Annotated in this window: 34 protein-coding genes and 2 tRNA genes; 30 read left to right on the top strand and 6 right to left on the bottom strand. The window is 63.5% G+C overall.

Annotation, left to right across the window (positions count from 1 at the left end; all coding sequences use genetic code 11):
* Window positions 1-182 precede the first annotated feature (182 nt).
* Window positions 183-572, bottom strand: a complete 390-nt coding sequence (locus tag P73_RS12375) for an Arc family DNA-binding protein (RefSeq protein ID WP_082033222.1) — start codon at window positions 570-572, stop codon at window positions 183-185.
* A gap of 124 nt (window positions 573-696) precedes the next feature.
* Here P73_RS12375 and P73_RS26250 point away from each other — a divergent pair, with 124 nt between their 5' ends.
* The 6 genes from P73_RS26250 to P73_RS12400 are packed head-to-tail and all read left to right on the top strand — an operon-like array spanning window position 697 to window position 2,085.
* Complete coding sequence (locus P73_RS26250) at window positions 697-936, top strand: hypothetical protein (protein WP_174446909.1); 240 nt, start codon at window positions 697-699, stop codon at window positions 934-936.
* On the top strand, window positions 905-1,132 hold the full coding sequence (locus P73_RS12380; RefSeq protein WP_245629163.1) for a helix-turn-helix transcriptional regulator: 228 nt from the start codon (window positions 905-907) through the stop codon (window positions 1,130-1,132). The genes P73_RS26250 and P73_RS12380 overlap by 32 nt, the downstream gene beginning before the upstream one ends.
* Before the next feature lie 2 nt (window positions 1,133-1,134).
* A complete protein-coding gene (locus P73_RS12385) occupies window positions 1,135-1,434 on the top strand; it encodes a hypothetical protein (protein WP_043869790.1) in 300 nt (99 codons plus the stop codon).
* Window positions 1,431-1,640: a hypothetical protein gene (locus P73_RS12390; RefSeq protein WP_139267023.1), complete on the top strand. Its 210-nt coding sequence runs from the start codon at window positions 1,431-1,433 to the stop codon at window positions 1,638-1,640. The genes P73_RS12385 and P73_RS12390 overlap by 4 nt, the downstream gene beginning before the upstream one ends.
* On the top strand, window positions 1,637-1,873 hold the full coding sequence (locus P73_RS12395; protein WP_043869792.1) for a hypothetical protein: 237 nt from the start codon (window positions 1,637-1,639) through the stop codon (window positions 1,871-1,873). The genes P73_RS12390 and P73_RS12395 overlap by 4 nt, the downstream gene beginning before the upstream one ends.
* Window positions 1,874-1,875: 2 nt before the next feature.
* Window positions 1,876-2,085, top strand: a complete 210-nt coding sequence (locus tag P73_RS12400; RefSeq protein WP_043869793.1) for a hypothetical protein — start codon at window positions 1,876-1,878, stop codon at window positions 2,083-2,085.
* Window positions 2,086-2,183: 98 nt separating this feature from the next.
* Here P73_RS12400 and P73_RS25995 read toward each other — a convergent pair whose 3' ends face one another.
* Window positions 2,184-2,513 (bottom strand): hypothetical protein, encoded by a 330-nt coding sequence (locus P73_RS25995; RefSeq protein WP_043869794.1) that lies wholly within the window; start codon window positions 2,511-2,513, stop codon window positions 2,184-2,186.
* 291 nt (window positions 2,514-2,804) lie between these two features.
* Between P73_RS25995 and P73_RS12410 the strand changes: the two genes are divergently transcribed.
* From P73_RS12410 to P73_RS25010, 16 genes are all read left to right on the top strand, one after another.
* On the top strand, window positions 2,805-3,041 hold the full coding sequence (locus P73_RS12410; RefSeq protein ID WP_139267024.1) for a helix-turn-helix transcriptional regulator: 237 nt from the start codon (window positions 2,805-2,807) through the stop codon (window positions 3,039-3,041).
* A gap of 249 nt (window positions 3,042-3,290) precedes the next feature.
* Window positions 3,291-4,493, top strand: a complete 1,203-nt coding sequence (locus tag P73_RS12415; RefSeq protein ID WP_043869795.1) for a phage portal protein — start codon at window positions 3,291-3,293, stop codon at window positions 4,491-4,493.
* Complete coding sequence (locus tag P73_RS12420; protein ID WP_043869796.1) at window positions 4,483-4,869, top strand: hypothetical protein; 387 nt, start codon at window positions 4,483-4,485, stop codon at window positions 4,867-4,869. Before P73_RS12415 ends, P73_RS12420 begins: the two co-directional genes overlap by 11 nt.
* A complete protein-coding gene (locus P73_RS12425; protein ID WP_043869797.1) occupies window positions 4,869-6,389 on the top strand; it encodes a phage major capsid protein in 1,521 nt (506 codons plus the stop codon). Before P73_RS12420 ends, P73_RS12425 begins: the two co-directional genes overlap by 1 nt.
* A gap of 12 nt (window positions 6,390-6,401) precedes the next feature.
* Entirely contained in the window at window positions 6,402-6,779 is a 378-nt protein-coding gene (locus P73_RS12430) for a hypothetical protein (RefSeq protein ID WP_043869798.1), read from the top strand.
* Window positions 6,780-7,145: 366 nt separating this feature from the next.
* Window positions 7,146-7,631, top strand: coding sequence for a hypothetical protein (locus P73_RS12440; RefSeq protein ID WP_043869800.1), 486 nt, complete (start codon window positions 7,146-7,148; stop codon window positions 7,629-7,631).
* A gap of 2 nt (window positions 7,632-7,633) precedes the next feature.
* Complete coding sequence (locus P73_RS12445) at window positions 7,634-7,948, top strand: head-tail connector protein (RefSeq protein ID WP_043869801.1); 315 nt, start codon at window positions 7,634-7,636, stop codon at window positions 7,946-7,948.
* Window positions 7,948-8,403 (top strand): HK97-gp10 family putative phage morphogenesis protein, encoded by a 456-nt coding sequence (locus P73_RS12450; protein ID WP_043869802.1) that lies wholly within the window; start codon window positions 7,948-7,950, stop codon window positions 8,401-8,403. The genes P73_RS12445 and P73_RS12450 overlap by 1 nt, the downstream gene beginning before the upstream one ends.
* Window positions 8,400-8,810, top strand: a complete 411-nt coding sequence (locus tag P73_RS12455; protein ID WP_043869803.1) for a DUF3168 domain-containing protein — start codon at window positions 8,400-8,402, stop codon at window positions 8,808-8,810. Before P73_RS12450 ends, P73_RS12455 begins: the two co-directional genes overlap by 4 nt.
* 14 nt (window positions 8,811-8,824) lie before the next feature.
* Window positions 8,825-9,133 (top strand): phage head closure protein, encoded by a 309-nt coding sequence (locus P73_RS12460; protein WP_158401940.1) that lies wholly within the window; start codon window positions 8,825-8,827, stop codon window positions 9,131-9,133.
* Window positions 9,133-9,576 (top strand): phage terminase small subunit P27 family, encoded by a 444-nt coding sequence (locus tag P73_RS12465; RefSeq protein WP_043869805.1) that lies wholly within the window; start codon window positions 9,133-9,135, stop codon window positions 9,574-9,576. The genes P73_RS12460 and P73_RS12465 overlap by 1 nt, the downstream gene beginning before the upstream one ends.
* Window positions 9,573-11,183, top strand: coding sequence for a terminase large subunit (locus P73_RS12470; RefSeq protein ID WP_043869806.1), 1,611 nt, complete (start codon window positions 9,573-9,575; stop codon window positions 11,181-11,183). The genes P73_RS12465 and P73_RS12470 overlap by 4 nt, the downstream gene beginning before the upstream one ends.
* Entirely contained in the window at window positions 11,183-13,153 is a 1,971-nt protein-coding gene (locus P73_RS12475; protein WP_052453240.1) for a phage tail tape measure protein, read from the top strand. The genes P73_RS12470 and P73_RS12475 overlap by 1 nt, the downstream gene beginning before the upstream one ends.
* The gene (locus P73_RS12480; protein ID WP_043869807.1) at window positions 13,153-13,794 is read left to right on the top strand and encodes a hypothetical protein; all 642 of its coding nucleotides are present in this window, start codon (window positions 13,153-13,155) and stop codon (window positions 13,792-13,794) included. Before P73_RS12475 ends, P73_RS12480 begins: the two co-directional genes overlap by 1 nt.
* 1 nt (window position 13,795) lies before the next feature.
* Window positions 13,796-14,122 carry a phage tail assembly chaperone gene (locus tag P73_RS12485; RefSeq protein WP_052453241.1) on the top strand — a complete coding sequence of 109 codons (327 nt, stop codon included), beginning with the start codon at window positions 13,796-13,798 and terminating at the stop codon, window positions 14,120-14,122.
* 4 nt (window positions 14,123-14,126) lie between these two features.
* Window positions 14,127-14,633, top strand: a complete 507-nt coding sequence (locus P73_RS25010) for a hypothetical protein (RefSeq protein ID WP_074742983.1) — start codon at window positions 14,127-14,129, stop codon at window positions 14,631-14,633.
* Window positions 14,634-15,159: 526 nt separating this feature from the next.
* Here the strand turns inward: P73_RS25010 and P73_RS12490 are convergent.
* Together P73_RS12490 and P73_RS12495 are read right to left on the bottom strand one after the other, a co-directional pair.
* Window positions 15,160-15,234, bottom strand: a tRNA-Asn gene (locus P73_RS12490).
* Between the two features lie 81 nt (window positions 15,235-15,315).
* Window positions 15,316-16,212, bottom strand: a complete 897-nt coding sequence (locus tag P73_RS12495; protein WP_043869808.1) for an MBL fold metallo-hydrolase — start codon at window positions 16,210-16,212, stop codon at window positions 15,316-15,318.
* A 46-nt stretch (window positions 16,213-16,258) separates the two neighbouring features.
* Here P73_RS12495 and P73_RS12500 point away from each other — a divergent pair, with 46 nt between their 5' ends.
* Both P73_RS12500 and P73_RS12505 read left to right on the top strand, forming a co-directional pair.
* Entirely contained in the window at window positions 16,259-17,590 is a 1,332-nt protein-coding gene (locus P73_RS12500) for an ATP-binding protein (protein WP_043869809.1), read from the top strand.
* A gap of 306 nt (window positions 17,591-17,896) precedes the next feature.
* Window positions 17,897-18,625: a Crp/Fnr family transcriptional regulator gene (locus P73_RS12505; RefSeq protein ID WP_043869810.1), complete on the top strand. Its 729-nt coding sequence runs from the start codon at window positions 17,897-17,899 to the stop codon at window positions 18,623-18,625.
* 10 nt (window positions 18,626-18,635) lie between these two features.
* Here the strand turns inward: P73_RS12505 and P73_RS12510 are convergent, their stop codons facing one another.
* Window positions 18,636-19,271, bottom strand: a complete 636-nt coding sequence (locus tag P73_RS12510) for a sensor histidine kinase (RefSeq protein ID WP_043869811.1) — start codon at window positions 19,269-19,271, stop codon at window positions 18,636-18,638.
* A 751-nt stretch (window positions 19,272-20,022) separates the two neighbouring features.
* Here P73_RS12510 and P73_RS12515 point away from each other — a divergent pair.
* Both P73_RS12515 and P73_RS12520 read left to right on the top strand, forming a co-directional pair.
* Window positions 20,023-20,439, top strand: a complete 417-nt coding sequence (locus tag P73_RS12515; protein ID WP_043869812.1) for a universal stress protein — start codon at window positions 20,023-20,025, stop codon at window positions 20,437-20,439.
* 39 nt (window positions 20,440-20,478) lie between these two features.
* Window positions 20,479-22,137: a BCCT family transporter gene (locus P73_RS12520; RefSeq protein WP_043869813.1), complete on the top strand. Its 1,659-nt coding sequence runs from the start codon at window positions 20,479-20,481 to the stop codon at window positions 22,135-22,137.
* Between the two features lie 89 nt (window positions 22,138-22,226).
* Here the strand turns inward: P73_RS12520 and P73_RS12525 are convergent.
* Window positions 22,227-22,302: transfer RNA gene (locus P73_RS12525), tRNA-Ile, on the bottom strand.
* Between the two features lie 152 nt (window positions 22,303-22,454).
* Here P73_RS12525 and purM point away from each other — a divergent pair.
* From purM to rnd, 4 genes are all read left to right on the top strand, one after another.
* A complete protein-coding gene (gene purM / locus P73_RS12530; RefSeq protein WP_043869814.1) occupies window positions 22,455-23,513 on the top strand; it encodes a phosphoribosylformylglycinamidine cyclo-ligase in 1,059 nt (352 codons plus the stop codon).
* Entirely contained in the window at window positions 23,510-24,097 is a 588-nt protein-coding gene (gene purN / locus P73_RS12535; protein ID WP_043869815.1) for a phosphoribosylglycinamide formyltransferase, read from the top strand. The genes purM and purN overlap by 4 nt, the downstream gene beginning before the upstream one ends.
* A 121-nt stretch (window positions 24,098-24,218) precedes the next feature.
* The gene (locus tag P73_RS12540; RefSeq protein WP_043869816.1) at window positions 24,219-24,590 is read left to right on the top strand and encodes a DsrE family protein; all 372 of its coding nucleotides are present in this window, start codon (window positions 24,219-24,221) and stop codon (window positions 24,588-24,590) included.
* Between the two features lie 134 nt (window positions 24,591-24,724).
* Window positions 24,725-25,882, top strand: coding sequence for a ribonuclease D (gene rnd, locus P73_RS12545; RefSeq protein WP_043869817.1), 1,158 nt, complete (start codon window positions 24,725-24,727; stop codon window positions 25,880-25,882).
* The last annotated feature ends 136 nt before the right edge of the window (window positions 25,883-26,018 follow it).

Below are 26,018 nucleotides of genomic sequence, written 5' to 3' on the forward strand. Positions count from 1 at the left end.
CGCGCGCGAGTGGGTAGTTGAGGTTCGGGGCGGGGGGGGGTGATTTTGAAAGGGCCAATTACGCTATAAAGCACGTTGACAGGAGCGGGGGGCCCATTTAAGTATTATCGCAAAGCGATGGTGTGTCATGTAGCGCACCGGACAGCCCGGCCAGAAATGGTGCGGGCTTTTTCTTTGTCGGATTAGTCGTCGGGGAGGTTGTCCGGGAATGGCTCCGGAAGTCCGAACTCATATTTTATATCTCCTCCAGCCATCGTAAGGCGGAGGGTATTGTCATGCAGCGACATTTCGCACTGGGCGCCGCGAAGGCGCAGCTCCTGCTCTTTCTCTCTAACGGAGAGTTCGCGGTCTTCTTTCGTCATGATCGTTAGCAAGCCTAGCAGCTGAAGAACTTCAAAGGTTACCTGGTGCATGTCGGGCGACAGCGCGGGATATGCTTCTTCCAATGTCGCCACGATCTCGGCATTCATGGATCGGTTGTTCGCTTCGGCAGCGGCCTTGATGCGGTCACGCATTCCGGCAGGCGGACGAATTACGATCTGTCCAGTCTCTGCGTTTTTACTGCGTGCCATGCCTGCTCCATAAGCTGAAAGTCCAAAATCACACTATGTGACTATTTTTGATTGACACAATACTCACAAAAAGTGTGTATGGTCACATAATGTGACTAAATTGGGGCAAATCCGAGGAGAAGAAATGGAGACAGTTCAAATCGGAATTAGATTTCCGAAAGACATGAAGGCTTGGCTAGAGGAGCAATCGCGCCTCAATCGTTCAAGTCAAAATTCGGAAGTTGTTCGTGCCGTGCGGGCAACGATGAAGGCAGCGGGGGAACAGTTTGGCGACCAAGCCCCCGCTGCGCAAGTGACCAAGGAAGAAACCCTCAATCAGAAGGAACGTCATCATGAACGCGATGATTCCGCAACCTGCGCCTGATGCGCAACCGCTCGTTCCCGACAAGCGTATCCCGGCAGCTGTCGTCCGCACCCTGTGCGGCGGCGTGTCGAACATGACCATTCACCGTTGGCTCAACCGTGACGATTTCAATTTCCCGAAGCCGATCCGAATCGGCAACCGACGTTACTGGAAAGAGGCGGACATTATCGCGTGGCTGGAAGCGCAGGAAGGATGACCATGGAAAACAAAATGAAAAACCCCGGCGCGCAGGCTAACGCAACCGGGGCGGAAATCCATAAGGGACTGGATATGACGGCAGGATCTCATGTCGCCGACCCGTTCGTCAAGCGGCTTGACGCGCTCCAAGCTGAGGTCCGCGAAAAGGCCTTGATAAGCAAACATGTGGACGCGGTTCACAGCCTGATCGTGATCGCGCTCGATGCAATCGAAGCCCCGGCCCTAACCGAACGCAACCGCATTGAGGCGAAAAGATCGCTCGAAATGGCGCTCCTGATCATCGGGGAGAACGTAGCATGAAATCGAAAATGGCACAGCACATCCAGGCGCAGCAAGACCTTGCTTGCAGTCTGAAAGGGATAATCGAAGCCATTCTTGTCTTGGACGACCAAGGCGTTGCTCCGGATGCGGTGACGGCGCTCCTGAACGTCGCGCTGGACCATGTAATCAGGCTGAACCACAATCTTGATGTTGTGGCGCTTCCCGAAGAGGAGGGCGCGGCGTGAGCGACTTTCCTGAACATCACTTCCGTGAACTCAAGATGAACACACCTTTGTTCAACATCACCGTAGCTCTTTCAATCATCCAGAGCCACATCCTTGCCTCTGACTCGGCCTTGGACCCGCATATGATGTGGGGCGGTAATCACATTAAAGATGATGGCCTTGAGGCCGCAGTCGCCCTGTTGGCACCTGTGATAGACGTGCTGGAGGACCTCTCTTGGGAGGGCGAGAAATAAGCATGAACTTCACCGATCTTGATGACGTTCTCGCGCTCAAGCCTAAAGGCGTCTTCCGTGTAGAAAATGTCCGTGGCCGCACGATCATCACCGTGAACCGTCCCGGCGAGCTGGAAGAGATCATTCTGTGCCTCTCCCCTGGTCACGCAAACCAAGTGCGTATGGCGCTTTCGGATCAGGGCCTTACGGGGCTTGTCGCGGAGGCGCTGTGATGGGACGCGATAAGCGGAATGAGCAGCGACACGAGCACTTCACTACAATGGTGAGGAATACGATGGAGGCGCCCGCCTGGCGGGCGCTCTCACCGACTTCACAATCCTTGTACGTATGGGTCCGGCTTGAGTGGCGCGGGCCGAAAGCAAATAACAATGGGAAAATCAGACTGAGCGTCAGGCAGGCAGCTGAGCGAATGGGTGTAAAGTCTCTCAACACCATCAGCCGCGCTTTTCACGATCTTCAGGCTAAGGGTTTCCTCGTAGTGCGTGAGCATGCGGTTCTCGGCACGCAGGGTGAAGCAAAATCGCCGGCCTTTGAACTGACCGAATTGCCCCTGCCGAATGCAGAATCGAACCAAGGGCAGCGCCTTTACAGGAATTGGCGAGAGGGACACGATTTCCCGGTCATCCGAGCCGTTGCTCATAACCCCACCGGTCGCGGCCCAAAATTAGAATCCTGTCGCAAAAATGAAGACGGGGCCGTCTCAAAAATTGCGACGTTCCCTCGGAGGCCGTCGCAAAAATGAAGACGGGCCGTCTCAAAAATTGCGACGAAACCGACGATCTGACGGCATCCCCCGTCGCAATTTTTGAGACATCCTTACCTACCATACCCACTGGTGCAGACGCAGCCAAGAAGACGCCCTTGCACACTGTGCCCCCCGGTAACAGCAGAAAAAACAGCCTCACGGCAATGAAACAGCAGGAACAGGCAGATGACACCAATGGAAAAACACGATGAATTTCCGCCCCTCGATAAGTGGCGGTTTGATGACATGACGTCGAAGACGGAGAAGCTTTGGGGCTTGCCGTCTATCGCCAAGGCGCTGGGTGTGAGCGTGGACAAGGCAAGGAAGCTGGCACAGAAGGACGATGTGCCAATCTATAGACCAGACGGCGCGACTTACATGGCGTTCAGATCGGACCTCATGGCATGGCTGAGGACGAAGTGATAAATGCAGAATTTGGCCGCTAACCTATCCGGCCATTTTGGCCCCATGGGGTGACGGTGTGTCGGGGCTGGGGTGACGGTGTGTCGGGGGGTGGTCCTGAACTTTGGGACCAAAGGCGGGACCGGCGAGGGGACCAACGCGCGATATAGAGGCTAAATAGGATTTTTTCTGAGGGGAAACTAGGATCTGCTAGGATTTACTAGGATCTGCTAGGTTGGCGAAGAAAACGGCGCGGCGCACTGTCGGGCCATGTTCAAGATCTTCCGTCGCTCCGAAACGAAATCCTTCGCTGATCCCTCACCGGATTTGCTGTCCCTGTTCGGGATCACGCCGACCGCTGCGGGTGTGGCGGTGTCGTCGGAGGCTGCGCTTCGTGTTCCCGCCGTCTCCTCGGCCATTCGCCTGATTTCGGAGGCGACAGCCTCGCTCGAAGTCAAGGTGAAGCGGATCGGTGCAGACGGCACGGAAGCTGACGATCCGGGCTCGTCCATTCTAGGACTTCTCCGTGACCAGGCGAATGACTGGACGGACGGCTTTTCCTTCATCCGCGACTTGGTGATTGACGCCCTGTCCGATGATCGCGGCGGTCTGGCCTTCGTGAACCGGATCGACGGGCGTCCGGTGGAGCTCATTCGCTATCGCGCAGGGATCATGAGCGTGGATTACGAACCGGACACCGGCGAGCCGTCCTATCGAATCTCAGGCCGCGTGGTGCGCTCTCAGGATGTGATCCATCTTCGCAGCCCGTTCGGACGGGCCCCGCTTTCACTGGCGCGCGAGGCCATCGGACTTGCGATAGTCATGGAACGGCACGGATCGAACCTTTTCGGATCCGGAGCCCGGCCATCGGGCGTTTTGAGTTTCCCCAAGGGCATGGGCGAGGAATCGGTGAAGAAGGCGCGAGAGGCGTGGCGCAAAACTCACGAGGGCGGCGAAACCGGCCGCACCGCGATCCTGTATGACGGCGCCAGCTTCACGCCGCTGCAACTGACCTCGACCGACAGCCAGTTTCTGGAGAACCGGCAGTTCCAGATCACGGAAATCGCACGGGCGTTCAGGGTGCCGCCTTCGATGCTCTTCCAGCTCGACCGAGCGACGTGGAGCAATTCGGAACAGATGGGGCAGGAATTCCTTACCTACAGCCTCGAGCCTTGGCTGCGCGCGCTCGAAGGGGCGCTCCGGCGGGCTCTGTTCCTGCCGGATGAGCGCCCGCGCATGGCGATCCGGTTCGATCGCGACGACCTGACCCGCGCCGACCTCACGGCGCGCGCGACGGCGATCAACAGCCTGATCGCGAGCCGCACTATCAATCCCAACGAGGGCCGCGACTGGCTCGGCCTCGCTCCGTACCAGGGCGGCGAGGAGTTCTTCAATCCCAACATTTCTACCTCGGGCGGCGCGGCTGTCGCGCGAGATCCCGAAGACAAGGAACAGATCGACAATGCAGATTGACGATATTCTCTCGGCGGCGGCGGATCATGAGAAGGGCGCCTGGTTGGATCTGGCACATCCCGAAACGGGTGAACCGACCGGAATTCGCCTGCGTCTGGCGGGGCCCGACAGCGACACGCAGTCGCGCTCGCGCCTCAGTCTGGCCGACGAACTTGCCGAGGCCGCAGATCTCGATGGCAGGGTAAATGCGGCCGCCCGCGAAAAGGCGCGGCTCAACAGCCTCGCGCGCTGCGTTCTGGACTGGGAGGTGATGGAGGACGACCAGCCGATACCCTTCACTCACAAGAATGTCCTGCGGTTACTGCGGGCGGCGACATGGGTTCAAGTTCAGGTCGATGCCTTTGCGGGTGATCGCCGGAACTTCGGGGGGCTGTGATGGACAAGATCGAAGTCAAGGCAAACCTCTCCGTTGATGACGAGGGTTCCGTCACCGGCGTGGCATGGCCTTTCCGCTCGGCGGATCGCATGGGCGACGTAATCGAGAGGGCGGCGTTCGCCAACGCGGTGCCACCCTTGCCGATGCTCGATACGCATGACCAGACTAAAGCAATTGGGGTCTGGAATGAAGTGGCGGTGACAGACGAGGGCCTCAAGCTGAAAGGGCGCCTCCTGGTCAACGACGTGGAGCGAGCACGCGAGGTGCGGGCGCTTGTTCTGGCAGGCGGCATGCGCGGTCTCTCCATCGGTTTCCACGCTACAAAGGCGCTACCGCGCCATGGCGGAGGCAGGACCATTCAAGCCCTCGAACTCATGGAAATCTCAATCGTCGCGGTTCCGGCGCATCCGGGCGCGCGCATCACCTCTGCGAAAGGAGCAGAAATGGCCGAACAAGAGAACGGCGCGCCGGATGTGACGGCGCTCGAAACCAAGGTGGGCGAAACCACGGAGGCGATCACGGTGCTGACCCAGCGCCTTGACAAGGTGGAGGCCAAGGCAAACCGCCCCGGCGGAGATCAGGAGAGGAAGGACGATCCCTCTGACGAGCGCAAGGCCTTCGCGAACTACCTCCGCCATGGCGATCGGATCAGCGACGAGGACCGCAAGGCGCTCAACGTGTCGAGCGATCCGCAGGGCGGCTATCTCGCCCCGCCGGAGTTGTCTTCGGAGATCATCCGCGATCTGGTGGAATATTCCCCGATCCGATCCGTTGCTTCCGTGCGCACGACCACGGCGCCGTCCGTGATCTATCCGACACGTGGTGATGTCACCAACGCGCGCTGGCATGGGGAAATGGACGAGCGGAAAGGCAGCGATATTTCGTTCGGCCAAAAGGAGCTCGAGCCGAAAGAAATTTCCACCTATGTGGACATTTCCAATCGCTTGCTCGCCGACGCTCCGCAGGCCGAAATCGAGGTCCGCGCGGCGCTTTCGGAAGATTTTGGGCAGAAGGAAGCCAAGGCTTTCGTGAACGGTGCGGGCGGCCCTGAGCCCGAAGGCTTCATGGCCCATCCGAGCATCGAGCACACGGTGAATGGCCATGCAACGGAGATTAAGGCCGACGCGCTGATCAAGCTGCTGTACGCGCTCCCGGCTACCTACCGCAACCGGGGTGTCTGGGCGCTCAATGGCACCACGCTGGGTCTCGTTCGCACGATGAAGGACGGGCAGGGCAACTACCTGTGGCAACCGTCCTATCAGGCCGGGCAACCGGAGACGATCCTCGGGCGCCCTGTGGTGGAAATGGTCGATATGCCGGACGTGGAAGCGAATGCGTTCCCGATCTGCTACGGCGATTTCTCCGCCTATCGCATCATCGATCGGCTTGCCGTGACGACGCTGGTGGATCCTTACACGCAGGCGACCACCGGCATCACCCGCATCCACGCAACGCGGCGCACCGGCGGTGCGGTGTTGCAGGCTGCGCGCTTCCGCAAACTCAAGATGGCCGCGAGCTGAGGAGTCTGATCCATGCGAGACCTCTACAACAACATTGTCACGCTTCCCGCCCTCGCCCCCGCGGTTCACACCGCGGCGGCAACCGGTGCCGGCATCGACACCGCGCGCAGCAGATCCGCCGCCTTCGTCGTGAGCACTGGTGCCGTTGTCGGGTCGGCGGATTTCGGCGTCAGCTTGCAGGAAAGCGACGACGGGACATCCTGGAAGAGCGTAGACGCGGCACAGGTGCAAAGCAATGCGCCCGCCACGCTCGAAGCCGACAGCGCGTATCGTCTCGGCTATCTTGGTTCAAAGCGCTACGTGCGCCTCGCGCTGACGAGGGCGGGCGGGACAAGTCTTGCCTTGGGCGCAGTCGCCGCGCTCGAGCCGCTGGACCGTCCGGCGGCGTAAGGCGGCGGCGATGGCTTTCCGTGCTCCTCATGTGTGCGGCTGCGGACAGCGCGTCCCTGCCGGGATGCGCTGTCCGTGCCAGGTGAAACGGGACGCGGAGCGCAAGGCGCGGTTCGACAAGAGGCGCCCAAGCGCACATCAGCGCGGCCTGGGCGCGGACTGGCGAAAGCTCCGCGCACGGTATCTTCGAGACAACCCGTTTTGTGTGATCTGCGGCGCAATCGCGACGGACGTGGATCATATCGTTCCGAGGTCTGTGGCGCCCGAACGGCGGCTCGACACCTTCAACCTTCAGAGCTTGTGCAAAGCTCATCACTCCGGCGCCAAGCAGAGCCTCGAGCGCCGCCTCTACAAGGATAGGAAGACATGATCTACGCGACCAACGGCGCAAAGATTTACATCGGCGCGGCCGTCGAGGTTCTCGGTGAAGATGTGGTCGAAAGCGATTTCGCCTCCCAACCTTGGGTCGAAATCGGAGAGGCCTCAAGTATCGGAACGCTGGGCGATACGGCATCGGAAATCACGTTCGAGGGCCTGAGCCATTCGCGCACCCGTCGCCTCAAGGGCACGCGTGATGGCGGTACCATGGAACTGGCCTTCGGCCTCGATGCGGCGGACACAGGCCAGATCGCCTTGAAGGCTGCCGAGAAAACCAAGGACAACTATGCGTTCCGTGTCGTCATGAATGACGCGCCGGCCGGTGGCGGAACGCCGTCTGAGCGTCTTTTCGCGGCCATGGTGTCGAGCGCGACGGAAGTTCTCGATGAGACCAACAGCGTAATGATGCTGAATTCCTCCTTGTGGGTGAACAGCAATATCGTGCGTATAGACGCGGCGGAATCGGGAAGCTGATCATGGCAATCGTGACGCTCAGGCAGGTGAAGGCGCAGTTGTCGTTTTCGGACGATCTCGGCATCGGCGAGGATGATGATCTGATCATCCGCAAGATCGAGGCTGCGCAGCACCATCTCGAACGCCTTCTGGGGTTTCGGATCGATGAGACCTACGGCGGGTCCGACCAAAGAGAGGTGCCTCCGGATCTGATCGAGGCGGTCTGCCAGCTCTCGGCGTGGTGGTATGAGACCCGCGAAGCGGCAGGAGAGGGGGCACGGGAAATGCCCTTCGGTGTGTCACGCATCGTCAACGAATATCGGGAGTTCACCTTCTGATGGAAAAGGATGGCGGTCTCTCGAAGTTTCAAAAACGCATGCAGGCAATTCCGAAGGATGTGCGCGCCGCGGTGAAGCCAGCACTCGTGCGCAACGCCGAGGAGATGGCGCGGACGATGCGCACAATGGTTCCCGAGGAAACAGGCAAGCTCAAGGAGAGCATCCTCGTGACGGGGCCCGGCGAAAGTACACCGCCGTACTCGCAACCCGGCGGATCGCAGTCGGTTGGATTGACCCAGGCGGCGGTCACGGCGGGAAACAGCGACGCGCGTTATGCCCACCTCGTGGAATACGGCCATAGCAACGGCTTCATGCAGGGTGCCGAACAGGGGACGCGGGGGCAGGAGGTTCCAGCGAAGCCGTTTTTCTGGCCCGCTGTGCGCCTGCATCGCAAGAAAGCGGCTTCGTCGATCAAGCGGGCGATCTCGAAGGCCGTCAAGGAGTCAGGCAAATGAGCGCCGAACTTGCCGTTCAGAAAGCCATACGTGCACGATTGATCGGATCGGCCGGTCTGACGGCGCTTGTTCCTGCCGCCGCAATCCTTGATCGCAACGAGCGCCCGGCGTCATCGCCGGCGATCATTCTCGGCGAGAGCCAGTCTGTGGACGAGGGAGACAGCCTCAGCCGATCGCACACGCGGGTGTTTCACACGATCCACGTCTGGTTGCGGGAGCCGTCTCTCGAAGGCGTCAAGAGGATCTGCGGAGAGATTCGGGCGGCACTGAAGTCGCACCGGCCCGATCTGGGGGCTTTCCATTGCGCGGACTGGCGGGTGTCGGGGATGCGATACCTTCGGGACGGCGATGGGGTGACCTCCCACGGTGTGGTGACGGTCGATGTTCTCGTATCGGGGGACGGCTGATGAGGGCCGGCAAGATGCGTCACAAGATCGAGATCAGGGCCGTTGCCGTCGAACCGAATGAATTCGGAACACCGGTCGAGAGCAGCCAGGCGTCCAAAATCCTGCGGGCCGAAGTAGTTCAGCAGACCACGGAGGAATTTATCCGTGCGCAGGGCGCGCTCGATGAAACACTGATTCTGTTCCGTGTTCGAAATCCCGGCGGGGTGACGACCTCGATGCGTGTCATTTACCGGGGCGACACGTACGGCATTCGCGAGATCGTTCCCATTGAGAACGAGCGCGGACTTGAACTGCGCTGTCGGAAATCAGGGGGACAACCGTGATGCGTGGAGTGAAGCCCGAAATGAAAACCGATCCGGAAGCCATTACCGATCTGGATCCGCCCGGGTGGTTATCCGGTGATGCGAAGGACGAATGGGTGCGCGTCATGCCGATCCTGTCGAAGCGGCGCATCCTGACTGCGGCAGATGTGGGCAGTCTGGAAAACTTTTGCGTCGCGATGGGGCAGGTACGGGAAATGGAGCGTGTCCTTCAGGAAAAAGGCGCCGTCTATCAGGCAGGCGATATGCTCAAACGAAATCCGGCGGCAAGCATCCAGGCGGACGCGATGAACCGCGCGCGGCTTCTGGCGGCGGAGCTCGGCCTCACGCCGGTGTCGCGATCGCGCCCGGCAATCCGTGATGATGCCGCACCAGAGGAGGATGATCCCTTGAGCCTCGGCGGCCTTTTCGGCTGGCAGGGCGGGCTCGGCGGTGCCGTGCAATGAGCGAGGGACGGACGGTAACTGCATCAACTTTTCCCGACTGGATCTATGACGCGTCGGAAATTCCGGATCCCATGGGGTTCGGAGAGCGCGCTGTAACCTTCCTGCGGATGCTGCGCCACCCGAAGAGCGGGCGTGCCTTCCAGCTCGACCCATGGCAGGAGCGCATTGTGCGCCGCATTTATGGTCCGCGCCACGAGGATGGTTCGCGGATCGTCAAGACGGTGGTGATCCTCGTCCCGCGTGGCAACCGGAAAACCTCGCTGGCGGCCGCGCTGGAGGCGCTTCATACGGTCGGGCCGGAGGCGGTGCCGGGTGGCGAAGTGATCTCGGCGGCTTCCGATCGCAAGCAGTCGCGCATAGCCTACGAGGAGTTGCGCGGCCTCATGTTAGCACATCCGAAGATCGCGCCGCATGTCCAGCCCAAAGATTACCGAAACCGGATCGAGTTTCCGAGGCTGCGCAGCTTCTGCGAAGCGATCAGCGCCGACGCGGGAACGCAGCACGGTCGCACACCGGTCTTTGTCCTGGCGGATGAACTTCACGCGTGGAAGAAGCGCGATCTGTGGGACGTGCTCCGGTCCGGTCTTGTGAAAACGCGCGGCTCTCTTCTGGTGGTGGCGACGACCGCTGGGCGCGGTCAGGAAAATATCGCCTGGGATATCGTGGACGATGCGCGCAAGATTGCGCGCGGCGAGGTGGACGATCCCTCTGTTCTGCCCGTCCTGTTCGAGGCGGATCGCAACTGCGACTGGACGGACGAGGATCTCTGGTTCCGCGTCAATCCGGGGTTGCGACACGGATATCCCGATATCGAGGGCCTGCGCCAGCTTGCCCGTGAAGGCGAACGCCGCGTCGGGGATCGCGAAGCCTTTCGGCAGCTCAACCTGAATATCTGGCTCGATCATGCGACCGAACCTTTCGTGGAAATGCCGGTCTATGACGAAGGTGCCAAGCCGGTCGATCTGGAAGGGCTCGAAGAGGATCCCTGCTGGATCGGCGTAGATCTGTCGAGCAATGACGATTTGACGGTCGCTGTCGCGTGCTGGAAAGATCAAGACGGAGGGTTTCTGGTGTGGCCGTGGTTCTTCTGTCCCGAGGAAAACCTCCGGGGGCGCGAAGAGCGGTCGGGCGTGCCCTACACGACATGGGCGGAGCAGGGACACATCATCCCGACACCGGGCAACGTGGTGGATTTCCGAGTAGTGGAGGATCACATTCGCGAGTTGTGCGCGCGCTTCAACGTCCGTGAGATTGCGTTCGATCCGCACCTTGCACGCAATATGCTCAACAACCTGCTCGAGGATGGTTTCCCGGCTGTCGAGATGCGGCAGGGGTGGGTGACGATGGCTCCGGCGGTAAAGGAGCTCGAGCGCGTGATTGTTGGCCGAAAGCTTCGGCATGGCGGGCATCCCGTTTTGCGCTGGAACTTCGCCAATATCGAAGTGCGAACGGACCCGGCTGGCAACCGGATGTTCCACAAGGGCAAGTCGAAAGACAAGATCGACGGCGCCATCGCCGCGGCGATGGCTGTGGCGCGGGCTGCGGCGGGCGATGGCGGACTGACGACTGAGGCGGACTGGTTCAACGACGATATGTGGGTGGCGTGATGGCGCGGGATGAAGAAAGACTTGTGGTGCTGCTCGAGGCGCGCGTGAACGAATTCGAGAAGCGCATGGCCAAGGCGGAAAAGAAGGGCACGAAGACCTACACGAGCCTTCAACGCCGGAGCCGGTCCGCATCGCGTCAGATGGAGCACGATATGTCCCGTTCGTCGCGTGCGGTAAACAAGGCGGTCTCTTCGGTCAGCAATGAAATCGGCACCATGGGAAAGGCGTTCCTCGGAGGTTTCCTCGGCGCCACGCTGTTCGAGACGTTGAAATCCGCGACACGGGAAGTTCGGGTGCTGGCTTCGGAAGTGGCGGAGGTGGGCAATCAGGCGCGCAGGGCGGGCCTTTCCGCCTCCGAGTTTCAGGAATGGGCCTATGTGGCGCAGCAGAACCGGATCGGCGTCGATAGCCTTACGGACGGCCTCAAGGAGCTCTCGCTCCGGGCGGACGAATTCGCGACGACAGGAAAGGGCAGTGGGGCGGAGGCATTCGAGCGGCTCGGGTATTCGGCGGATGAGCTGGCGAAAAAGCTGGAAGATCCATCGGAGCTCATGCTCGAGATCCTCGGGAGGCTTGAGAAAATGGACAAGGCCGCGCAGATCCGCATTGCCGACGAGGTGTTCGGCGGCACGGGCGGGGAGCGCTTCGTGGAATTGCTCGACCAGGGCGCTCAAAAGATCCGCGCCACCAAGCAGGAGGCGACCGGCCTCGGTATGGTCATGTCGGATGAGTTGATTGCGAAGGCCGAAATCCTTGATCAACAGTTCAACCGGATCTCGAGAACCGTCGGAACGACACTCAAAAGTGCCATCATCAGCGCCGCCTATTCGCTCTCCGAGTTTATCGACGGGTTCAGAGCCTTTGAACAGCAACGCACCGCCACGCTGGAGAGCCGGCAATCCGAGATCATGGCGGAAAAGGCTCGTCTCCATGCGACCGATCAGGAGCAATCGTCATGGTCTGAACGCAAGCGGTCGAGGACAGGCATTGCGGCAGAAGTGATCGCCCAACAGATTGCTGCGCTCGACGAGGAGGAAAACAAGATCATCGCGATCTTGTCGCAGCGGAACACCCCGCAATGGACACCCGAAAGCGACACATGGACACCGCCGCCAGCGCCCCCTGGCGGGACGGGCGGTCGGAGCAGCGCCTCCTCCTCATCCTTTGAAAACCGGGCCGCGCGGATCGCGAGCGAGGCGGCGGCACTTGAGGCTCAGGCAACGGCCTATGGGCAGATCGCGGCGTCGGGGCGCGACTATGCGGACGCCATGGAACTCGCACGGGTCAAGGCCGAACTCCTTGCGGCAGCTCAGGCCGACGGGGTTCAGGTCACGCCCGAGATGGAAGCACAGATCGAGCTCCTGGCAAAGGCTTATGTGAACGCGGCCAACGCGGCCGATAACGCTCGCCAGAAGATTGATCAGGTGCAATCTCAGGCGCGGGAGGGAGCGGACGCGCTGGCGGACGTCTTCATGTCGCTCACCGAGGGGATAGACGGGTTGCGCAGCGCCTTGGCAACTCTGCTTCGGCAGATCGGGAACGCACAGATCAGCAAGCTCATACGTGGCCTGGAAGCCAGTTCCGGTGGCGGGGGATTGCTTGGAAGCCTGTTTGCCGAGGGTGGCTATACCGGAGACGGGGGCACTCATGAACCTGCGGGCATCGTTCACCGGGGAGAATACGTCTTCTCGAAAAGGGCGACCAGGGCCTTGGGGGCGGGCAATCTCCATGCCATTCATGAGCGCGCCAAGCGGGGATATGCGTCAGGCGGCTATGTGGGCAGATCGGCGGGTGGGGCGTCGCCGCGCGCGGAGCGCCTTGCCATCCACGTCACAGCTGCCTTCGACGAGAGCGGCAATGCCTATGTGAAGAACGTCGCGCGGAACGAGGCCGCCTCGGCAGCACAGGTCGTGCGTGCGGGTGTTCCGGCTCAGATCCAACAATACAACCAAAACCCGAGGAAACGATAATGGCCACATATCCGTTGGATTTCCTGTCCGATGAGCTTGGCCTCGAGGCGGTGACTTTCGATGTGCAGCGCAACGAGGAAATGCACGGCACCGGAGACGGGGCAGTCTGGCGCACAGAACTCGCCCGCCCGCTCTGGAAGATCACCGTGAGCCTACATCTGCGTCACGCCGAACTGGGGCGAGCGATTGACGCGAAGCTCCTCGGGATGGGGGCAGGGGATGACTTCCTGTTCGCCGATCCGTCCTACCACGGTCCGGCATGGGGACCGGGCAGCTACCTCCTGCATGACATGACAGTCTGCCTCAGCGGGGTAAGCGAGGACCGAAGATCGGTTTCGCTCACAGGACTGGGCAGCAATTTCCTGTTGTCCGCCGGGGACCGGTTCTCGATCGAATACGGGGCTGGAAAAGTCTATTTTGGAGTGTTCCGCGAGAGCCGAAGCATCGCCTCGTCCGCCGACGCAGCGGAAATCCAGGTGTTTCCCTATCTCCCTCTCGGGATCCCCGTCGGCGCAGAGCTCGAGCTGGTGAAGCCGTTCCTCAAGGTCATGCTGGCACGGGATGGCTACATGCCGTTTACCGTGCGCCCTGGCCTCTATGCCGAGAGCGCCTCGATCACCATGTTGCAGAAGGTGCGATAGGATGCGGCTCAGAAAACATCTGTGCAATGCGCTGGAAGCCGCACTCTACAGGCGATCCTTCACCATACCGGCCGGCGGCGAGCCGATCTGGGAGGCCTTCCTGAGACTGTCTCGCGCCCGCCGCCACCATGCGGCCGGACCGGAGGCGATCAGCCACCAGGAGATCCTTGCCTATTGCCGCTGCTGCCGCATCCCGTTCGCGCCTCATCACATCGAGGCGATCGAGGCGATGGACGAAGTTTGGCTCGAATGGACGAGGAAGCCGAAGGATCAAAAGACCGAGACACTGCCGCTCACCGCAGCGCTGTTCGATTTCAGCTTCGGGTGATGCTATGAACCTTACGCTCATTGATCAGAAGAAAAAACGAAAACAGCAACGGAAAGAGAGGGACGCACGGCGCGGGAGGCTGGGGCAGGGGCGCTTTGACGCGCTGGTGAATGAACTGGCTGAGGTGATCCGTCTCGCTTTTGAGGCAGGGGCGACAGCAAGCGTGTGGGGGCTGGAAGGTCCGCTGCGCCATGCCATTTGCTCTGATCTGTGTTTACAGGGCTGGGCATGGGAGACAGCTGATCTGATGGCGCGCGAACTCATGGATTGCGCGCACAGGCGCGTCGGAGCTAAAAGACCAACTTGGAATGAAGGGCAGCCGGAATGGGTGATTTACGAAGGAACTCTGATCGAACGGACCCTTTGTGCCAATTGTCACAAGCCATTGCCAGAGGGAAGGCCGAAGTTTTGCAGCGACTTGTGCAAAGGAGCACATCACGCAATCACGGCACGATTGAAAATCGCCAACGAGGATCAGGCTATCAGGATTGCAACCGGATTGATGTTATAAATCGATGCCTCCACTGTGGAAAGGCTTTGCCGGAAGACAGCCACCCCACGCGAAAATATTGTGACCAGAAATGCCAGACCGCATCGCGAGTTGCCTTGGACAGTGCCGCGCGCCGCGCCGCTCGCGCTGGTAGAATCTGCCCGCTGTGCGGCGGTGCCGTGAGCGACGACAAGCCTGCAAATACCATTTATTGCAGCGCGCGTTGTCAGTCACGCTCTCACCCGCCGAAGCTGCATCAAAAGTTGTGCGCTAACTGCGGAGCAAATTTCAGGACAAAGCATCGTCATCAAGCAACGTGCTCTAAATCCTGCGGTAAGGCACTGGAATGGAAAAGTGGGTCTCGCAACCACCTGCGCGCCCGCCTGACTGCCGCCCGATTCGACGCCATGTTTTGTTGATAAATGACCTTGAACTTTTTTGGGGGGCAAATCTGTGCCTCGCTGTGCCCCCATCGTGCCCCCGAGACTTGCAGCAAAAGACGGAGCCCGAAGGGGTTTTGGTAAACCCATGTAATATATGGAATTTTTGGCTCCGGCGGTAGGGATCGAACCTACGACCAATTGATTAACAGTCAACTGCTCTACCGCTGAGCTACGCCGGAACACGAGGCGGTGTATAGCCATGTGGTTTCGGCCGTGCAAGAGGGTTTGTGGCAAAAATCCGTGTTTTGCCGCAAAATATTTCAAGCTATTGAGAATATGGCGTTTTCGGACAATCTCGGGGTGGCCTGGACGCGGTTTCGGGTGGTCAGGTCGATGAGATGGGCGAGGGTGTTGCGGGCCGCGGCGGGCAGGTGCGTTTCGGGCAGGTCGGCATAGACGGCGCGGGTCAGGCCGGGGAGGTCCAGCGGGCCGCGGGCGAGGGCGTCGAGGATCTGCGCCTCGCGGGCGGCGCGGTGCGCGAGCAGGGCGCCGATGCGCGCGGCCGGGTCCTCGACCGCGGGGCCGTGCGCCGGGTAGAGGCGCCGCGCCTCCGCCGCCGAGAGGCGGGCGCAGCTGTCGCGGAAGGCCGCGGCGTCGCCGTCGGGCGGGGAGATCAGCGAGGAGGACCAGCCCATCACCAGATCGCCGCAGAAGATCACGTCGCGCCAGGCGAAACTCAGGTGTCCGGCCATGTGGCCCGGCGTGTGCAGCGCGGTGACGGGGCCGGCGGGGGTCGCGACCGTCTCCCCGTCGGAGAGCCTGCGGTCGGGGGCGAAACCGTGGTCGACGCCTTCGCCGCCGCCCACGAGCCCGTCGGCGAGCAGCGCCTGCATATGCGGCGCGCGGCCGGAGACGGCATCTCCGAAGGCGAGGATCTCCGCACCGGTCTCGCGCGCGAGCGCCGCGGCGCCCCCGGAATGGTCGAGATGGGCATGGGTCACGAGGATCAGCGCGATCCGCGCGCCCGCCGGCAACGCGGCGCGCAGGGCCGCGCGATGCGCCGGCAGTTCGGGGCCGGGGTCGATCAGCACCCGTGCCTCTCCGGTGCCGAGCAGGAAGCTGTTCGTGCCCCAGAAGGTCATGGGAGAGGGGTTCGGCGCGATCACGCGCACCAGCCCGTCCTCGAGCCGCGTCACCTGTCCGGGATGGGCATTCACGCGATTTTCCTTTCCATTCTCCGCCTCGCGCGACTACCAATAGCGCATGTTCTTCGCATGGCTCAAAAGATATCTGCCGGGAAGCCTCTACGGTCGCGCGGCGCTCATCCTCCTCGTTCCGATGGTGATGATCCAGCTCGTCGTGCTCGTCGCCTTTTCCCAGCGCTATTTCGAGGACATCACGCGGCAGCTCATGCGCGGCGTGGTGGCGGAGGTGGGGCTCTACGTGGACGCGATCGCGGCGCTCGAGCCGGAGGACCTGCCGGAGGCGATGGCGGCGCTCGACCGGCGGATCGGCTTCGTCGCCGATCTCGGGGCGGCGGCGCCGGTGACGGATGCGCGGCCCTGGTACGATTTCTCCGCGCGGGTGATCGCCTCGGACCTGCGCGCGGGCGTCGAGGGGATCGAGGGCGTGGACACGGCGAGCGACCGGCGCGCGGTGCGCGTCTCCGCACGGACCGCGGCGGGGCGGCTGCTGCTCGAGATCCCGCGCACCCGCGCCTCGGCCCGCAATCCGCATCAGCTCATGGTCTGGACGCTCTTCACCGGGGTGGTGATGACGCTGATCGCGGCGATCTTCCTGCGCAACCAGCTCCGCCCGATCCGGCAGCTCTCGGAGGTGGCCGAGGCCTTCGGACGGGGGGAAAGCAAGCCCTACCGGCTCGCCGGCGCGACGGAGGTGCGCTCGGCCGGGGCGGCCTTCCTCAACATGCGCGCGCGGATCGAGCGGCAGATCGAGCAGCGCACGCTGATGCTCTCGGGCGTGTCGCACGACCTGCGCACGCCGCTCACCCGCATCCGTCTCGGCCTGTCGATGCTGGAGGTGAGCGAGGCCGAGGCGGAGGAGGTGGCGGCGATGCAGGGCGACCTCGACGAGATGGAGCGGCTGATCGACGCCTTTCTCGCCTTCGCGCGGTCGGACACAACGGAGGAGCCGCAGCCCTGCGACCTGCGCGAGATCGTGCAGGCGGCGAAGGCGAAGGCGGAGCGCGCGGGCGGGCAGGTGGCGCTCGGCACGATGCCCGACGCGCCCGAGGTGTTGCGGGTGCGGCCGGAGGCGCTGGCGCGGGCGCTCGACAATCTCGTCGGCAACGGGCTGCGCTACGGCGATGCGGTGCGGATCAGCCTCAAGCCCTTCGAGCGGGCGGCGGTGATCTCGATCGAGGACAACGGCCCCGGCATCGCGGAGGACGTGCGGGAGCGGGCGCTTCAGCCCTTCGTGCGGCTCGACGCGGCGCGCAACCAGAACCTCGGCTCGGGTGTCGGCCTCGGCTTGTCAATCGCCCATGACATCGCCCGGCGCCATGGCGGCACGCTGCGCCTCGGGGTGAGCGAGGACATGGGCGGGCTGAAGGCGGACCTGGTGATCGCGCGCTGAGCCCGCCTTTCGGCGCAGGTGCCGTGAACGAACGGCCGCCTTGCCGGCGCGGTCCACGCACCCCCCTCGCGCACGCGGGCAGAGAACGAACGGCCGCCTTGCCGGCGCGGTCCACGCACCCCCCTCGCGCACGCGGGCAGAGGACGGGGCCACCGGGATCGGGGCACGGTGGACAACGCCCGCGCCGGAAACGGCGTTCGACTTTGGCGACGCCGTCTGCTAGTCTGTGTCGTCGGCTGTTGGTGTTCGGGGTTGGCCGATTGGGAGACGCGCGTTGTGCTCCTGCCCGATGTGCAGGAGCGCTTGATGACCAAGAGTTTCGGCGAGCCCGTGGCCGGGAACCGGCTTCTCGCCTCGCTGTCCCCCGATCTTTTCGGCGCGATCGCTCCGCATCTCGACCTCTTGCAGCTGGAGCAGGGATTGGCGCTGGAATATCCGCAGAAACTGGTAGAGCAGATCGTCTTTCCCGTCAGCTGCGTCTGCTCGATGGTGGCGGTCGGCGACCAGGGCCGCCGCATCGAGGTCGGCCTCTTCGGCTTCGAGGGGATGTCCGGCACGACCATCGTCACCGGGGCCGAGACCAGCCCGCTCGAGGTCTTCGTCCAGATCGCGGGAGAGGGCCATGTGATCGGGCGGGAGGTCTTCCGGGGCCTGCTCGATGCGCACGGGGGGCTTGAGACGCATTTCATGCGCTATATCCATTGCCTGAACATCCAGACCGCCCAGACGGCCCTTTCGAACGGACAGGCGAAGCTCGAGGAGCGGCTGGCGCGCTGGCTTCTCATGTGCCACGACAGGATCGTCGGCGACCGGATGGAGCTCACCCATGAATTCCTGTCCGTCATGCTCGGCGTGCGGCGCGCCGGGGTGACCGTGGGGACGCATCTGCTGGAAGGCAAGGGGCTGATCCGTGCGGAGCGCGGCGTCATCACGGTGCTGGACCGCGAGGGGCTCGAGGCCGAGGCGCGGGGAACGTTCGGGCCGGCCGAGAAGGAATATCTGCGTCTGTTCGGACCCGTCCGCGCCGGGCGGTGACCGCCTGGGGTCAGCCGGGAATTTCGATCCGGAACGTCGCGCCGGGCCCGTTCTCGGTCCTTATCGTGCCGTTGAGCTTCTGGACGGTCGATCCGATGATCGTCATGCCGAGGCCCGTGGTATGGTCCATGTCGAAGCCGTCCGGCAGGCCGTTGCCATTGTCGCTGATCACGACAGCCAGGCGACCGTCCCCGTCGACCGCGGCGGTTACCGTCACAGTCACCTTTCCATCCACCCCGCCATGCTTGACCGCGTTCGTCGCGACCTCGCTGATGACCACGGCCAGCCCGCTCGCCCGGTCGGCCGGGGTGGTGACGTCGCCGCAGGTCACCTGCACGTCGATCCCGAAGCTTTCGGAAAGATCCGCCGCAAGCTCCGACAGGAAGCCCGTCAGCTCCACCTTGCCGTCATGCCCGGCACGGGAGAGCGCGAAATGCACGCGGGACACGGCATTGAGGCGATTGGCGGCGTTGAGCAGGGCGATCCGGCCCGCGTCCACCGAAGTCATCCGGCGACTTTCGAATCTCAGCATGGCGGAAAGGAAGGCAAGGCTGTTGCCGATGCGGTGGTCGGCCTCCTGATCCGCCCCGGACCTTGCCGATCGGTCCTTGTCCATGGTCGGATCAAATTGTTCTAGGTTCGCCATATAGTGCTTCTCTGAGATAATCGGGTGAGGCAGGAACATGCGCCGCGGCCTCTCCCGGTAAGGATGCGGCTCGCGTGATGCGATGAAAAATCCCTTCAGTATGATCTTGACGTTGCGTCACTTCTCAACCTATTGCATCTTTTTTTCAACCTATGGTGCGCAAGCGTACCATGCGCACACCGAACACGTGCAGGCAGGGGGCCGGAAAGGACCGCAGCGGCGGAACATCCGCGTCCCGCGCCCATCGGTGGGCCAAGCCGCCGTCGCGATGGTCTTTCCCTCCTCGGGACGCTCCCGGACGTCGAAAGCTTCTCGACGATCCGTCCGGGCCGCGTCGCGATCGTCCTCGGGGCGGCCGGCGCGGTCCCGGACCTCGGGGCGGTCCGTCTCGACAGGCATCCGCTCAAATGCCCCTGTGTCGGTCGGCTGTGTCGGTCGGCGCAGCAACCTGCCTCCGGGCTTCGCTTCTCTCGCCGGAAACCTGACGAGGCGCGCCATCGGCCCCTGGACGGGCGCGCCGCTGGTGCCCTGAGACGCCCCTTTGTGACAATTCGGTCACGGCTCCGGGCGGGGCGGATTTGAAATTTCTCTCGAAAATGTTACAACCTTGGATGTGCCGGGATCTTCCGCCGAGGCCTTCGGCCCCGCGATCCCGTCATGTCCAAAGGTCCGGCCCTGCCGCATGCGGCAGGACGGGCGGATGCCCGGAAACATGCGCGCGCCCTGTGCGACGCAGGATACAGGAGGGACTATGTTCAGCACGATCGCTGTTCCCGTCGATCTGGCCCATGTGGCAAAGCTCGAAAAATCGCTTGGTGTGGCCGGCGATATCGCGCGCATCTACGAGGCGCGCGTGGTCTATGTCAGTGTGACCACCGCCACCCCCGGTGCGCTGGCGCATTCGCCGGAGGAATTCCGCACCAGGCTCGCCGCTTTCGCCGCACAACAGGCCGAAGCCCGCGGCATCCGCACCGACAGCCACGTCATCGTCAGCCACGACCCCGCCGTCCAGATGAACCGCGAACTCGAAGAGGCGCTGGACACGCTGGACGCCGATCTCGTGGTGATGGCGACCCATGTCCCGAACCTCGCGGACCATCTGTGGTCAGGACATGGGGCGCATATCGCCACGCACAGCGATATCTCCGTCATGCTGGTCCGCGGCTGAGGCCCGGCCGGGACGTTCAGACACCAACAAGGAGGCTCAATGGCCGAAGAAACTCCTCAGGAACAAACGCCGGAGGGCATTCCCAGCCCGGAGGGCGTGGTCGATCTCATCGAAACCGATTACGAGATCGGACAGGACAATGTCGAAGGCAGCCTCGGCCCCTTCGGCTTCGACATCCACAACCCCGTCTTCCTCGTCTCGGGGCTGGCGATCGTCGCCTTCGTCTTCTACGCCCTCGCCCTGCCGGAGCAGGCGGGAAATCTCTTCACCTGGCTCTTCGACACCGTGACGACGGTCTTCGACTGGTTCTTCATCGGCGCAGCCAACATCTTCGTGCTGTTCTGCCTCGTGCTGATCGTCAGCCCCTGGGGCAGCGTGCGCCTCGGCGGGACCGAGGCGGAGCCCGACTATTCCTATATCGGCTGGTTCGCGATGCTCTTTGCCGCCGGCATGGGGATCGGGCTCATGTTCTACGGCGTGTCCGAACCGATGAGCCATTTCTCCTCGTCCTTCGGCGGCGTCGTCACCGAGAACGGGGTGCGCACCGACTGGGCGCCGCTCGGCGGGGCCGAGGGCGATGCGGAGGCCGCCGTGCGCCTCGGCATGGCCGCGACGATCTTCCACTGGGCGCTGCACCCCTGGGCGATCTATGCGGTGGTCGCGCTCGCCCTCGCGCTCTTCACCTACAACAAGGGGCTGCCGCTCACCATCCGCTCCGCCTTCTATCCGATCTTCGGGGATGCGGTCTGGGGCTGGGTCGGGCATGTCATCGACATCCTGGCGGTCTTCGCCACACTCTTCGGCCTCGCCACCTCGCTGGGCTTCGGCGCGACCCAGGCCAATGCCGGGCTGAACGAACTCTTCGGTATCCCGGTGGGTCCGACGACCGAGGTCCTGCTGATTTCCGGCATCACCGCCATCGCCCTCGTCTCCGTCCTGCGCGGGCTCGACGGCGGGGTGAAGGTGCTCTCGGAGATCAACATGGGGCTCGCCTTCGTGCTGCTGCTCTTCGTGCTGCTGATCGGACCGACCGGCTACCTGCTGTCCCTCTTCGGCGGATCGCTTCTGACCTATCTCGAATACCTCCCGGCGCTGTCGAACCCGGTCGGGCGCGACGACCTCAACTTCGTGCAGGGCTGGACCTCCTTCTACTGGGCCTGGTGGATCTCCTGGTCGCCCTTCGTCGGCATGTTCATCGCCCGCGTCTCCCGCGGCCGGACGGTGCGCGAATTCGTGATCTGCGTCCTGCTGATCCCCTCGCTCGTCTGCGTGCTGTGGATGTCCGTCTTCGGCGGCACGGCGCTGCATCAGGTGGTCAACGACGGCTATACGCTGGCCCAGGAGGCCGACCTCGAGCTCAAGCTCTTCAAGATGCTCGACGTCCTGCCGCTGAGCGCGATCACCTCGCTCGTCGGGATCATCCTCGTGGTGGTGTTCTTCGTCACCTCCTCGGATTCGGGGTCGCTGGTGATCGACACGATCACGGCGGGCGGCAAGGTCGACGCGCCGGTGCCGCAGCGGGCCTTCTGGTGCATCTTCGAGGGTGCGGTGGCCATCGTGCTCCTGCTCTCGGCGGGCGGGCTGCAATCGCTTCAGTCCATGGTGATCTCCACCGGACTGCCGTTCACCCTGGTGCTGCTGCTGATGTGCTTTGCCATCGCCCGCGGGCTCAGCTCGGAACGCGCGCTCAGCAAATGATCCGACGCGGGGGGCCTGCGGGCCCCTCGCGCATCCGCGTCGCGGCGACCGCGGGATCGGGACGACCGGAGACGGACGGGGGAGAGAGATGGTAGGCCCGGCAGGACTTGAACCCGCAACCAAAGCGTTATGAGCGCTCTGCTCTAACCATTGAGCTACAGGCCCCCACGGGGGTCGCTCCCCTCCCGGCCTGATTATTGCCGCACGGGGCAGGGGTCAAGCCGAACCTGCGCACCGGCGCCCCAACGCGCCCTTTTCAACGGCCCCCAAACCGCGTAAATGGGCGGCGAACGGGACGTCACGCAGGGAAAATCGCCATGAGCAACGCCGGCACTCCGGGGAAAAACGGTCTCACCTATGCTGATGCGGGCGTCGATATCGACGCAGGCAACGCGCTCGTGGAGCGGATCAAGCCGGCGGCGAAGAAGACCGCGCGTCCGGGCGTGATGGCGGGCCTCGGCGGGTTCGGCGCGCTGTTCGACCTGAAGGCGGCGGGCTATGACGACCCGATCCTCGTGGCCGCGACCGACGGCGTCGGCACCAAGCTGCGGATCGCGATCGACACCGACAATGTGCGGACCGTCGGCATCGACCTCGTCGCCATGTGCGTGAACGACCTCGTGTGCCAGGGCGCGGAGCCGCTGTTCTTTCTCGACTATTTCGCGACCGGAAAGCTGAAGCTCGACAACGCCGCCGCCGTGATCGAAGGCATCGCGGAGGGCTGTGCGCGGTCGGGATGCGCGCTGATCGGCGGGGAAACCGCGGAAATGCCGGGCATGTACGAGGAGGGCGACTTCGACCTCGCGGGCTTTGCCGTGGGGGCGATGGAGCGCGGCACGGACCTTCCGGCGGGGGTGCAGGCGGGCGACGTGCTGCTCGGGCTCGCCTCCGACGGGGTGCATTCCAACGGCTATTCGCTGGTGCGCAAGACGGTCGAGATCTCCGGCTTCAAATGGTCCGACATCGCGCCGTTTTCCGACGAGACGCTGGGCGAGGCACTGCTGAAGCCGACGCGCCTCTATGTGAAACAGGTGCTCAAGGCGATCCGCGCGGGCGGCGTCCATGCGCTCGCCCATATCACCGGCGGCGGGCTGACCGAGAACCTGCCGCGCGTCCTGCCCGAAGGGCTCGGCGCTGAGATCGACCTCGGCGCCTGGCAGCTCAGCCCGGTGTTCCGCTGGCTCACCGACACCGCCGGCCTCAGCCCGCATGAACTCCTGAAGACCTATAATGCCGGGATCGGCATGGTGGTGGTCTGCGCCGCCGACCGCGCCGATGCGCTGGCCGAGTTGCTCGCGGGCGAGGGCGAGACCGTCTGTCGCCTCGGCACCGTGACGCCGGGGGCGGGCGTGACCTACGAGGGCGAGCTTTCTTGAAACGCGTCGCGATCCTGATCTCGGGCGGCGGCTCCAACATGGTGGCGCTCGCGAAATCCATGACCGGCGACCATCCGGCGCGGCCGTGCCTCGTGCTGTCGAACGTGCCGGGTGCGGGCGGGCTCGCGAAGGCGGCGGAGATGGGCATCCCGACCGCGGTCGTCGATCACCGCGACTTCAAGGGCGACCGCGAAGCCTTTGAACGGGCGATGATCGCCGCCATCGACCCGCATGCGCCCGACGTCATCGCCATGGCGGGGTTCATGCGCATCCTGACCCCCGCCTTCATCGGCCATTACGCGGGACGGATGCTCAACATCCACCCCTCGCTGCTGCCGAAATACCGCGGGCTCAACACCCATCTGCGCGCCATCGAGGCGGGCGATGCGGAGGCGGGCTGTTCCGTGCATGAGGTCACGGCGGAGCTCGACGGCGGGCCCGTCCTCGGGCAGGCGCGGGTGCCGGTGCAGCCGGGCGACACGCCCGAGACGCTCGCCGCGCGCATTCTCGCCTGCGAACACGCACTCTATCCGGCGGTCCTGCGCCGCTTCGTCGAGGGGGAGCGCGGTTTCCTGTCGCTCTGAGCGGCCTCTCGCCTGCGGCATCGCCGCGCGGGGGCTGTTTTCGTATTCCTGAAATGCTATCTGTTCTCCATCTTTCACGCCGGGCGCGAAGCGACCCGCCCGCGAGCAGAGGAGGACAGAGATGCAGACTGCCGATTTCGTCGCCACCGTCTTTGACGGAAAATCCAACCCCGCCAAGGTTACCGTGGCCTTCACCATGGCCAACAAGGCGCTCGAACAGGGGCGTTCGGCCATGGTGCTCCTGATGGTCGAAGCCGTCGAACTGGGTGTGCCCGGCGCGACCGGGGGCATGGACGTGGGCGCGCCGTTCAAGCCTGTGCCGGAGCTTTTCGCCGCCTTTACCGGAAATGGCGGACGCATCGGCATTTGCAGCTCCTGCATGATCCACAACGGCTTCACCGCCGAGCAGATGGACCCGGCCTACGAGATCGTCGACGCGGGCGCGGTGGTGACGCTCCTGTGCGAGGCCAGGGGGACGCTGCCGATCACCTGATCCCGCCCCCGGCATGGCGCGCGTGCCACAGACTGTGGCCGCGGTGCCGCAAGGGCCTTTTCTTTCCCCCGGAAGCTGCGTATGCACGACGGATCGGCGGGATGACCCCGCCCCGCGAGCGAAAAAGAAGACGCATGATCAAGATCACGACGACCGAAGGCCTCGCCGCCTTCTGCGACCGGGCCAGCGCACATGCCTATGTCACGGTCGACACCGAGTTTCTCCGGGAACGCACCTATTACTCCAAGCTCTGCCTCGTGCAGCTCGCCGTTCCGGGCGACGCCGAGGAGGACGCGGCGCTGGTCGATCCGCTGGCGAAGGGGCTCGACCTCGCGCCGCTCTACGAGCTGTTCCGCGATCCGGGCGTCGTGAAGGTCTTCCACGCCGCGCGCCAGGATCTCGAGATCTTCTTCATCCAGGGCGGGGTGATCCCCGAACCGCTCTTCGACACGCAGGTGGCCGCGATGGTCTGCGGCTTCGGCGAACAGGTGGGGTACGAGACGCTGGTGCGCAAGATCGCGCGCGAAAGCCTCGACAAGACCTCGCGCTTCACCGACTGGTCCCGCCGTCCTCTGACGCCCGCGCAGGAACAGTATGCGATCGCCGACGTCACCCACCTGCGGGTGATCTACGAATACCTGCGCGACGAGATCGCGCGGGAGGGGCGGGAGGCCTGGGTGGCCGAGGAGATGGAGATCCTGTCCTCGCCGGAGACCTATATCGTCCATCCCGACGAGGCCTGGCTGCGGGTCAAGACGCGCACGAGCTCGGGCAAGTTCCTGGCCGCGGTGAAGGAGCTCGCCGCCTTCCGCGAGGCCTATGCCCAGAGCCGCGACATCCCCCGCACCCGCGTGTTCAAGGACGACGCGCTGCTCGAGCTCGCCTCCACGAAGCCGAAGACGCCGCAGGACCTGTCGCGCTCCCGGCTGCTGCTGCGCGAGGCGCGCAAGGGCGAGATCGCGGACGGCATCCTCCAGGCGATCGAGACGGCGGCGGCCTACACGCCCGCGCAGATGCCGAAGCTCGACCAGTCGCGGGACAAGCTTCAGGTGAATCCGGCGCTTGCCGACATGTTGCGCGTGCTGCTGAAGGCGAAGTCCGACACCTACAATGTCGCGGCGAAGATGATCGCCTCCGCCGCCGACCTGGACCTCATCGCCGCGGGCCAGCGCGACCTTCCCGCGCTGAAAGGCTGGCGCAGGGAGGTCTTCGGCGCCGATGCGCTGCGGCTCTGCAAGGGCGAAGTCGGACTCGCCGTGAAAGGCCAGCGCGTCGACGTCTTCCCGCTCTGACCCGCGCTGCGGCGGGCCTCGGTCCGCTGCGGTCCATCGGCAGGATGCTCCGCTCCACTGGCGGCACACGCTGATCCGTGGGGAGGGACTGCGGGAGGGGCCGCTCCGAAACCCCAGGCGATGCGCCCCCGGATGG

Origin of the sequence: Celeribacter indicus, from assembly GCF_000819565.1 — a bacterium.
In the GTDB taxonomy this organism is placed as follows: domain Bacteria; phylum Pseudomonadota; class Alphaproteobacteria; order Rhodobacterales; family Rhodobacteraceae; genus Celeribacter; species Celeribacter indicus.

Bases quoted from the DNA above. Each gene is read 5' to 3' on its own strand.
- P73_RS12375 (WP_082033222.1), bottom strand. From the start codon at position 572: ATGGCACGCAGTAAAAACGCAGAGACTGGACAGATCGTAATTCGTCCG.
- P73_RS26250 (WP_174446909.1), top strand. From the start codon at position 697: ATGGAGACAGTTCAAATCGGAATTAGATTTCCGAAAGACATGAAGGCT.
- P73_RS12380 (WP_245629163.1), top strand. From the start codon at position 905: ATGAACGCGATGATTCCGCAACCTGCGCCTGATGCGCAACCGCTCGTT.
- P73_RS12385 (WP_043869790.1), top strand. From the start codon at position 1,135: ATGGAAAACAAAATGAAAAACCCCGGCGCGCAGGCTAACGCAACCGGG.
- P73_RS12390 (WP_139267023.1), top strand. From the start codon at position 1,431: ATGAAATCGAAAATGGCACAGCACATCCAGGCGCAGCAAGACCTTGCT.
- P73_RS12400 (WP_043869793.1), top strand. From the start codon at position 1,876: ATGAACTTCACCGATCTTGATGACGTTCTCGCGCTCAAGCCTAAAGGC.
- P73_RS25995 (WP_043869794.1), bottom strand. From the start codon at position 2,513: ATGAGCAACGGCTCGGATGACCGGGAAATCGTGTCCCTCTCGCCAATT.
- P73_RS12410 (WP_139267024.1), top strand. From the start codon at position 2,805: ATGACACCAATGGAAAAACACGATGAATTTCCGCCCCTCGATAAGTGG.
- P73_RS12415 (WP_043869795.1), top strand. From the start codon at position 3,291: ATGTTCAAGATCTTCCGTCGCTCCGAAACGAAATCCTTCGCTGATCCC.
- P73_RS12420 (WP_043869796.1), top strand. From the start codon at position 4,483: ATGCAGATTGACGATATTCTCTCGGCGGCGGCGGATCATGAGAAGGGC.
- P73_RS12425 (WP_043869797.1), top strand. From the start codon at position 4,869: ATGGACAAGATCGAAGTCAAGGCAAACCTCTCCGTTGATGACGAGGGT.
- P73_RS12430 (WP_043869798.1), top strand. From the start codon at position 6,402: ATGCGAGACCTCTACAACAACATTGTCACGCTTCCCGCCCTCGCCCCC.
- P73_RS12440 (WP_043869800.1), top strand. From the start codon at position 7,146: ATGATCTACGCGACCAACGGCGCAAAGATTTACATCGGCGCGGCCGTC.
- P73_RS12445 (WP_043869801.1), top strand. From the start codon at position 7,634: ATGGCAATCGTGACGCTCAGGCAGGTGAAGGCGCAGTTGTCGTTTTCG.
- P73_RS12450 (WP_043869802.1), top strand. From the start codon at position 7,948: ATGGAAAAGGATGGCGGTCTCTCGAAGTTTCAAAAACGCATGCAGGCA.
- P73_RS12455 (WP_043869803.1), top strand. From the start codon at position 8,400: ATGAGCGCCGAACTTGCCGTTCAGAAAGCCATACGTGCACGATTGATC.
- P73_RS12460 (WP_158401940.1), top strand. From the start codon at position 8,825: ATGCGTCACAAGATCGAGATCAGGGCCGTTGCCGTCGAACCGAATGAA.
- P73_RS12465 (WP_043869805.1), top strand. From the start codon at position 9,133: ATGCGTGGAGTGAAGCCCGAAATGAAAACCGATCCGGAAGCCATTACC.
- P73_RS12470 (WP_043869806.1), top strand. From the start codon at position 9,573: ATGAGCGAGGGACGGACGGTAACTGCATCAACTTTTCCCGACTGGATC.
- P73_RS12475 (WP_052453240.1), top strand. From the start codon at position 11,183: ATGGCGCGGGATGAAGAAAGACTTGTGGTGCTGCTCGAGGCGCGCGTG.
- P73_RS12480 (WP_043869807.1), top strand. From the start codon at position 13,153: ATGGCCACATATCCGTTGGATTTCCTGTCCGATGAGCTTGGCCTCGAG.
- P73_RS12485 (WP_052453241.1), top strand. From the start codon at position 13,796: ATGCGGCTCAGAAAACATCTGTGCAATGCGCTGGAAGCCGCACTCTAC.
- P73_RS25010 (WP_074742983.1), top strand. From the start codon at position 14,127: ATGAACCTTACGCTCATTGATCAGAAGAAAAAACGAAAACAGCAACGG.
- P73_RS12500 (WP_043869809.1), top strand. From the start codon at position 16,259: ATGTTCTTCGCATGGCTCAAAAGATATCTGCCGGGAAGCCTCTACGGT.
- P73_RS12505 (WP_043869810.1), top strand. From the start codon at position 17,897: ATGACCAAGAGTTTCGGCGAGCCCGTGGCCGGGAACCGGCTTCTCGCC.
- P73_RS12510 (WP_043869811.1), bottom strand. From the start codon at position 19,271: ATGGCGAACCTAGAACAATTTGATCCGACCATGGACAAGGACCGATCG.
- P73_RS12515 (WP_043869812.1), top strand. From the start codon at position 20,023: ATGTTCAGCACGATCGCTGTTCCCGTCGATCTGGCCCATGTGGCAAAG.
- P73_RS12520 (WP_043869813.1), top strand. From the start codon at position 20,479: ATGGCCGAAGAAACTCCTCAGGAACAAACGCCGGAGGGCATTCCCAGC.
- purM (WP_043869814.1), top strand. From the start codon at position 22,455: ATGAGCAACGCCGGCACTCCGGGGAAAAACGGTCTCACCTATGCTGAT.
- P73_RS12540 (WP_043869816.1), top strand. From the start codon at position 24,219: ATGCAGACTGCCGATTTCGTCGCCACCGTCTTTGACGGAAAATCCAAC.
- rnd (WP_043869817.1), top strand. From the start codon at position 24,725: ATGATCAAGATCACGACGACCGAAGGCCTCGCCGCCTTCTGCGACCGG.